Here is an 8,464-nt window from a genome sequence, read left to right as displayed (position 1 = left end):
GTGAAGTGAGGCTCATTATCACAATTAGCGATTCGAAGCCCGTGTTGAGATTCAGCCCAAATGCAACCACCCATAGAGTGACCAGCAGGAGGGACTGGAAGAACCCTATGACAACATAGGCAAGCACCTTTGCCACTATGACCTCAAGCCGGTTGGTGGGCGTGAGGAGCATTCGTCTTAGTGGGGTGTCTCCAACAATACTCTGGGCTGAAGTCATGGCTATGCCCAGATAGCTTGAGATGATGACGATGAAGCTGCCAAACACACTCTCGATATATCCACCTTCAGGGGTGAACTCAATCTGAATTGATGGGAATATCTCTGACCTGATCCACATCTTGGACACCCTGAAGTATATGGCCGCAGCCTGAACTGCTCCCATCACCGTACTCTGATCGAGCAGCTTGGTTGAGTCCACATGGACGTCAATGTATGTGGGCGCATTGATGGTGAGGTTCGCTTCAAAGCCGTCAGGAATCACGACGTAGCCCTTGATTCTCTCTCTGTACAGGTCCTGATATGCGTCCTCCTCGGCATCGTATTCGATGAGCTCTTTCACCATCTGTCTCAGATATGCGGTGAAGTTCTCGGACAGGTCCTCTCCCTCATATGTCCGAGTTGTGTCCCTGTCGATTATGCCAAGTCGCACATTGCTGCCGACTTCGTCTGTCGAGTTTGTCTCAGCGGTAGTGTTACCGTCCGAGCCCCCATTGGAACCGAATCCGATGCTGCCCATCTCGCTCTGACTGGTGACATATGCCAGCATGCCGATGAGAGCCGCGGGAAGCAGGAATATGAGAAACAGCGCGACCTTGTCCTTGACAATCAGACGCAGCTCCTTGGCAACCATGTTAGTAATCCTACGTGAAGGCTTCGTCAGGGTCTCGGCCAATACGATCACACTCGCAATAGAATACGGTCTCGTACTGGAGAACGTCCGTGATGGCGCAGAGAGTTCTTCACCGGTGATTACTCTTAAGCGTTTAGTACTCGGTGCAAGAAGATTAAATACTGCCGCAGAGTCATCTGTCAATGGTCCTTGACCAGTCGGTCCGTTTCGTAGAGGTGGCCACCACGAACCCAAACGAAAAAGCGCAGCTGGAACGATTCAGAAGTGCGGTGAGGTTCCGCCGACTCTCAGTAGACCTCCCGGATGCAGTCCCCCCCTCTGAGGAGATCAAGCATCTCCGTGCGGCTCTCAATCAGGCTGTCTTCTCCAGCTCGCAGAAGTGGATGCTTCCACGTTGGGCCGTGAGGCGGTTGGAAGACAAGAGCTCTGGTACCACCTCGCCCCGCGGAATCATCAACGACTACCGTGATGACTGGTTCTGTATAGGCGGAGTCGGGGCACGATATCATGCCGAAGCGGACTCGTCCGGCCTCATAGACCCAAGGACGGGATGTGGCTCTTTCGACGTGTGGTTCTACAAGAACAATGAGGTGTGTTTCCCGGCCCTCTCTCTCTCGTCTGACTCACCTCGACTCAGCCTCGAGAGTGCCAGCGACGAGATACTCTCATATCGCGACTACTTTGGGCCACTTGAGTTCACAAGACTGGTCTACCATGTTGTAGAGGGGAGTGCTGAGGCGGTCTACAATGAGATAAGCATCAAGAACGTGTCCCTCGAGCCTGCAAGCTTCACATTCTTTGCTGCACTACGTCCCCTCTCGCTGAATGGCTTTGAGCCTGTCGAGAGTCTGGAGTACATCCGAGACGAGGGCACGCTCTATTCGAATGGTATTGTTGCTCTGGAGGTTGACAAGGCTCCCACTGCCCTAGTAATGACCAGTGCAGACAATCCCAATCTCCCCACAGAGCTGCTGAGTGTCCTCGGGTCGGTTGCAGAGACAGACCCAATATTGCAGGGATCAAAACGAGCGCGGTTTGACACATCCTACTCGACGCCCAGATGCGCAGGCACTGCAGTACTCAAATACGACCTGAGGCTGGGCCCTGCAAGCACTACCACACTATTCTTCATCTCTCCACTGACAAGGATCACAAAGGCTACTCGTGGTCGGCCGTTCACAAAGACAAGTCGTTGCCGCGATGAATCTGTGGAGAGATGGTTTGACTTCTCAGACAGCACACTCTCAGCGTCATTCCCTGATAGCCGACTTGATGCTGCTGTTGCCCAGGCGAAGGCGGTGCTCGCCAAGAAGTCTCTTGCCATGACGACCGGCGACGAAGACCATGGTCCAATGTTGACAGACAGAGAGTCTGCCCGAGTGCTGACCGCCCTCACTCGCATCGGTGCGCATGAGCTTGCCCAGCAGGTTGGTTGTACGGTTGCTTCTCGCCTTGCACCCTCCAGCAGTACTGACCTGAATGAGGTCCTTCCGCTCGTGTGGGCCGTGTCCCAGGTGTACGAGTACTCACGCAGTACGACATACGCTCAGACGATTCGTTCTTTCGGCCTGAAGTGGTCATCCACACTGAAGGACGAGTCACCTCTGGCCACCAGTCCGACCACAGCAGCACCGCCGAAGGGTCCTGAGACCTCTGAAACAGAAAAGGCTGCAGTGACGGCTGAGAAGACCACCATCGAGCCCAGACCTGCCCCGACCGAAGAAGAGGCCCCATGGGTCGCGCAGTTGCGGAGGGACATGGAGGCGATTGCCACAGGTGTTGTGGTCGAGTCTGCCACGGCTACTGAACAGACGGCAAGTCCCCCGGAGTCCAAGCCCTCCATTGCACCAGTTCCCACACTTCAGAACGTCACCAACCACATAGTCCGGATGATTGTCTGCGAGTCGCTTGCTGTACTCCTCGATGCAGTGGGCGAGCGGGCCCAAGCCGAAGAGATGTCGCAGATCTCAAGGCGACTGCATGACCATTTGGGGGATCTGTCGCGACAGACTATCACTGCGGACCGGATGAGAACGCTTATGGCCACAGAGGAGGGTCAGACAGAGGCTCTGAGACTCCTTGATGTGCTTACGCTGCCGAGCAGAAGATACATCGACAGTAGTCTTGTTGACGTGTTTGTCGATGCTATCAAGTCTACTATGCTGAAGCGCCGTTTCCTGAAGCCTCCCGGGAGTGAGCGGTATCTGCCAAGCTACCTTGGACTGAGACTGGCACAACTGCATACAATCAGAAGTGATAGCGATAGCGCAGAGCAGCTACTCACTCGGGCACTCGAGTATCTGAATGCCTCCCACACACTCCCTGAGCTGGTAGATCCCGAGTCCACTGAACGGGGTGCTGGCGGAGGCTGCTGCATCCTTGCATCATCCGACCTACTCCTGTTGCTCGTCATGATGGTGTTACGCGAAGAGGGTTCCGACCTCGTTGTGTTGCCCGGCCTACCTGAGGACTGGTTCATGCCAACAAACCCCCTCGCCATGGAACGTATTCCCACACGCAGAGGAGTTGTGACTGTGGAGGTGGGCACCTCAGCAAACCAGCATCAGATTGACATCCAGATGGAGTACTTGCCCCAAGAACTTGAAGTCCATGTACCAACCACACGCGCCATGTCCATGGTCAAGGTGTACGGTGGCAGCGTGGTGAGCCGAGTTCAGAGTGCGACTGCCCCTCACATTCGACTGGTGCCACTATCGAACAACGTTGTACTGACATTTCATAAGTGATCTGCCAGTCTGACATCTCATCGAATGGACGGCCGGCCCAACTTCGAAGCCTTAATCTGGTGGTTTGTCCACTAAAATGGTTCGCCCTCACAAAGGAGGAAAGTTTGAATCATGGCCTTGACTGGAGACAGAATAGGTGTTCCCGGAGCCGAAGAGGCTCCGGTAGTACTAGTGTCCAGATGGAAGCAGCCCATCGCTGGGATTGTCGCTCTCATCTGGACGTTACTAGTTTCTGTTGGAGTCTGGTATCTAGTAGCTCTCAGCCCACTTGCTGCTGCAGTGTCCTTGCTTGGCGGCTTCGGACTAATGGCCGTTCTCTTCGCAATCTGGTTCGAGAACTGGCCCTTCTACAAGTTGAAGACGCCGTGGAAGGTGGGAATTGCTGCAACCGTGCTGAATGTGATAGTGACGCTTGTATTCTTCTTCCTGGCCAGTATGTTTGCGATTCCATATGCCGCATACATTGGTCTGGTCGATCCAGCAGCTGCTATTGGTGTTGGGTGGTCCATATTCGGGTCGCTATCAGCATCATGTTTCTCCTTCGCAGTGCTCTGGGTCGCAGGTACAATGTACTGGCCCTGGTTTGACAAGAAGCAGCCCGGCAGAGGAGTCAGAGTGTTCATCCTTGGATGGATCATCACTCTTGTCGTCTGGTTCTTCTTCTTCTTCCCGTATGGAAACCCTGCGGCCACTCCGCTCAACCCGCTCACATGGGTCATCCAGCCCTATGGTTTCAACATGGGGTGGACTCAGTGGACTATCTTCTTCTCCCTACTGACTCTGATGACCTTTGAGTACTGGCCATGGAACAAGGCAGGAAAGCAGCCGAAGATTGGCATTGTGGCCTTCATTCTCTGTGCAATCCTTGGCTTTGTGATGCTTGTTGTGGCGGGTGTGTTCGGAGCGACAGTCACACTCCCTCTGTTCATTGGGTTGTACGGGGACCCCGGTTCAGCAGTGTATGCGACAAGCATCGGTTTCTGGAACATGGCATATGCGGATTGGCTCATTGTTGCCGTGATCTTCGTCAGTCTCTTCTTCGACAACTGGCCTAAGGGGTACTCACAGAAGCACAACTTGCTCATCCGGTTCATCACCGTCTTGATTCTTGGTACAGTTCTGTTCTTCACCTTCTACATGTACTCCCCCTTCCTGCACGTTGCGTTCACCGGCAACCCATTCTATGATCCACCGACGAACTTCCTTCTCATCGTGCTGTGGGTCCAGCTGGTGTTTGCGTATTTGTGGCGCAAGTGGCCCATATACAAGTCTATGTAAGGAGACTAGTCTCGTGGGGTCCTCTTGGGCCCCATCCTTCTTTCTTCTTCCGTGGTCGCTATCTCTAAATGTCTTGGCTCTTGCGCCGCCGTGTGTACGACAGGCGCCCGTATCTTCTTCTTGCAGTCATAATCCTCCTCTGGGGGTCGAATTACATTGTTGCAAGAGTCCTGACCGGAGTCAGTCCCATCCGGGTCTCGGGAGTACTGTACGCGTTCTTCAGATACCTGCTTGGGACCGTGACCATGCTGGTGGTCATTCTGCGACAGGGCAAGGGCTTCAGTAGGATACGGACAGAGGTCCGCCCCTACCGCAGTCTACTCGGTCTGAGTGCTGTTCTGTCTGCGGTGTTTGTGGTCACGACTCACATGAGCGCGGAGCATCTTCCAGCAGGTACAACCTCCCTCATAGTCAATCTGAGTCCCGTAGTCGTTCTCCTCTTTGGCGTGTTGTTCTTGCACGAGCCTCTTTCTACAAGCCGGGTACTAGGCTTCCTATTGGGCTTCGCTGGAGGCTTCCTTTTCCTCTGCGCATCGCTGACCTCGAGTCTGGGCTCCGACCATGGACTGGAGCTTGGCCTTGGTCTTGCTCTTGCCGGGATGCTCTCATGGGCTGCTTACACCATCGTCCTGCAGTACCTTGAAAGAGCCGACTGCTACATTGTGATGACCGCCAAGCATGCGGTCTCGACCGTGATAGTCCTCCCATTCGTTGCAGTGCTTGCGTATGGCGGCTCGCCTCTGATCCTCGTGATTGATGTGTGGAGCACCGCCGGTCTGCTGTTCGCTGGTGTATTTGCGTCCGGAGTTGCCTACGTCTTGTACTTCAGAGCAGTTGCACAGCTCGGCGCGTCTCGTGCCTCTTCCTTTCTGTTCCTAGTTCCGTTCGTCAGTATTGCAGGCGACTTCTTCCTTAGGGAACCTCCGACTCTCTTGGCCATCCTTGCTGGTTCGGTCGCCCTTGTAGGCGTCGCTCTCGTCAGGCGGTCCGGCCGCCAGCAGGCTGAGACTCTCCACGATGCAACCAGCAGTCAGCTCACCTAGCGAGTTGAGTCTGCGACTCCAATGAAGTCTGTGTGTTCATCACAGTCAGGCAAGATGGATGTCCTTGGATGCGAGTGGACATATACTCTGTGTTAGACCGGGCCACAGAGGTTCGTCAGTGTGGAGACATGCTGTCTGTATGTGTACATGTGATTGACTCTCTAGCCCACGATCTTCTCGGGGTACGCGTTGTCCCTCCAGATCCAGAGTTCCACGAAGCATCTCGTCTGCCTTGCTGCAAGAGTCTTGATACCAAGAACGACATGCCCATCATCGATGTACGGTCTGTTCTCCTCTTTCGGAAGCCTCGATATGAACTCGCTGACATCACTGGCATAATCCCTTGCGACGACAACAGCCTTCTTTGGGTAGTATGGTGTGAACTCGAGCCTGTCTCTCTTGACTATCATGGCACCATAGGAGTCAACAGCGTCGATGAAGTCAATGACTGCTCCTTTCGATGCCATGTCATCTATGGCCCGTATGAATATCAAGTTCCGGGAGAGCATTGTGGTCGCTGACTCTTCCTGACGATGTCGCCCGTCGTCTTCAATCCTCTCAGAGTGATTCACCATCACGTCAATCACACCCTCCGACCCACTCTTGGTCATGAGTCGTGCTCGGATCGAGACTTCTCCCCCGTATTCCTTGTGTGCGAACTCCGCCACTCTGTTGAGAAACGGCTCTCGGACCTTCTTCAGCATCTCATCGACCGTGCTCTTGAAGCCGTCGTACTCCTCGGGCTGTGGCCTCTCCGGTATCTCGTACTTGCTCTCGAATGCCTGCCCGAGCTCCAACGCAAACTCGTAGGTCTCTTGAAACTCGGGGCTCTTCGGAGTTATGAGAGCTGTCACAGTCCTCGCGGTGGATGCTAGGAATATCACCTTCTCATCTGTTGAGAACGATGACAGGCCTCCCAACTGCAGCTCTGATGAGAAGTGCCTTGCAGCTGCGACAAAGCTGGAGAACATTGAGGCGTCCATACCCCCGCGGACCTTAGAGAACAATGGGATCCCCGACTTTGCCTCGAATATCACTACGCCTTCGATGTTCAAACCGTTCACCGGTCCGAATGTACCTCACACAATCATCTTATTAATTCTGCTCCAAGCTGCACGAGTCCGGCGCACTCGGGCTCCCTTGCCAACTCCGCTGATCAAGCCATTCTCACCTTCACCTCGGGGCCGTCATTGACAGGTGGTGGACCTCTCAGTGTCAATGCTCGGACTGACCCGGCATCTTGATGGCACTCTTGGAAACTACCAAGCACACTTCCGCAACAGTGCCTCTTACACCACAATACTTACATTGTATGTGGGCGCTGGGTGCCAGTCTGCATGGAGGTTGACTCTCGACGAGCGTGGTACAAGAAGCGAACAATGGTATACGCATTTCAGACTACCTTGTCATCGGAAGTGGCCTCGCAGGGTTGCTCTTCTGTGTGAAGTCTTCCGCACACGGGACAGTGAATCTGGTTACGAAACGCTCTCTCATGGACTGTGCCACCGCATGGGCCCAAGGGGGTATTGCGGCGGTAGTCGGTCCTGAAGACAGTTTCGAGTCCCATGTGGAAGACACGATGAAGGCTGGTGCAGGTCTGTGCAGACGTGACGTAGTCGAAGGATTCATCTCCAGTGCTCCGGAGCGGATCAGGGAGTTGGTCCAGCTCGGAGTCGACTTTAGCAAGGACAAGTCGGGCGAATATGAGCTTGGTCTTGAAGGAGGCCATAGCAAGAGGAGAGTGCTTCATGTCAAGGACCACACCGGGCTGGACATACAGAGAGCGCTGGTGGAGGCCGTGAGGCACAATGACCGAGTGAGTATCTACGAGAATCACATGGCCATCAACCTCTTCACGCACAACAATCGTGTGCTGGGTGCCTATGTGCTGGACACAAAGAGCGGAGCAATAGAGCGGTTTGTGGCCCGGGCGACCATCCTTGCGACGGGTGGGGCTGGCAAGGTGTTCCGCTACACCAGCAATCCAGAGCATGCAACTGGTGATGGCATCGCAATGGCATACAGAGCTGGCGCCACGGTGACCAATCTCGAGTTCATCCAGTTTCACCCCACACTCTTGTACCATCCCCTGATTCGGTCTTTCCTGATAACAGAGGCATTGCGGGGAGAGGGGGCAGTACTACTGGGACATGACGGTCGGCGGTTCATGCCCAAATACGATGAGCGTGCCGAGCTGGCTCCACGTGACATCGTTGCAAGGGCCATAGATGACGAACTCAAACGCAGTGGTGCTGACCATGTCTGGCTGGACATCTCCTTCAAGAACCCTGACTTCATCAGGGGGCGTTTTCCACAAGTGTATGAGACCTGCTTGCAGGCTGGAGTGGACATAACCAAAGAGCCAATCCCTGTTGTGCCCGGAGCTCACTACTTGTGTGGTGGTGTGAAGACGGACGTCTGCGGACGTACCGACGTGGATGGCCTCTATGCCATAGGGGAGACTGCGGGAACGGGTTTCCACGGAGCGAACAGGCTCGCTTCCAACTCGCTGCTGGAGGCTGCAGTCATGGCACACAATGCTGCAG

General features: G+C 54.5%; 6 protein-coding genes. 4 read left to right on the top strand and 2 right to left on the bottom strand.

The window, feature by feature from the left end; translation table 11 throughout:
- On the bottom strand, positions 1-892 hold an 892-nt coding region (locus tag HXY34_03310), incomplete at its 3' end, for an ABC transporter permease (GenBank protein ID NWF95147.1).
- Between the two features lie 140 nt (positions 893-1,032).
- On the opposite strand from HXY34_03310, the gene HXY34_03305 reads away from it, so the two are divergent.
- The 3 genes from HXY34_03305 (at position 1,033) to HXY34_03295 (ending at position 5,918) form a co-directional block, all read left to right on the top strand.
- Complete coding sequence (locus HXY34_03305) at positions 1,033-3,597, top strand: hypothetical protein (GenBank protein ID NWF95146.1); 2,565 nt, start codon at positions 1,033-1,035, stop codon at positions 3,595-3,597.
- A 111-nt stretch (positions 3,598-3,708) separates the two neighbouring features.
- The gene (locus tag HXY34_03300) at positions 3,709-4,875 is read left to right on the top strand and encodes a hypothetical protein (GenBank protein ID NWF95145.1); all 1,167 of its coding nucleotides are present in this window, start codon (positions 3,709-3,711) and stop codon (positions 4,873-4,875) included.
- An 80-nt stretch (positions 4,876-4,955) separates the two neighbouring features.
- Positions 4,956-5,918, top strand: a complete 963-nt coding sequence (locus HXY34_03295) for a DMT family transporter (protein NWF95144.1) — start codon at positions 4,956-4,958, stop codon at positions 5,916-5,918.
- 161 nt (positions 5,919-6,079) lie between these two features.
- On the opposite strand, the gene HXY34_03290 is transcribed toward HXY34_03295, so the two are convergent.
- The gene (locus HXY34_03290; protein ID NWF95143.1) at positions 6,080-6,973 is read right to left on the bottom strand and encodes a hypothetical protein; all 894 of its coding nucleotides are present in this window, start codon (positions 6,971-6,973) and stop codon (positions 6,080-6,082) included.
- Positions 6,974-7,302: 329 nt separating this feature from the next.
- Between HXY34_03290 and nadB the strand changes: the two genes are divergently transcribed.
- Positions 7,303-8,464, top strand: a 1,162-nt coding sequence (gene nadB / locus HXY34_03285) for an L-aspartate oxidase (protein ID NWF95142.1), incomplete at its 3' end; no start/stop codon positions are given.

It is taken from the genome of Candidatus Thorarchaeota archaeon, assembly GCA_013388835.1.
GTDB lineage: Archaea > Asgardarchaeota > Thorarchaeia > Thorarchaeales > Thorarchaeaceae > JACAEL01.
This window is presented reverse-complemented; position numbering and strand designations above follow the sequence as displayed.

Coding starts and splice junctions, on each gene's coding strand:
- HXY34_03300 (NWF95145.1), top strand. CDS start 3,709: ATGGCCTTGACTGGAGACAGAATAGGTGTTCCCGGAGCCGAAGAGGCT.
- HXY34_03305 (NWF95146.1), top strand. CDS start 1,033: ATGGTCCTTGACCAGTCGGTCCGTTTCGTAGAGGTGGCCACCACGAAC.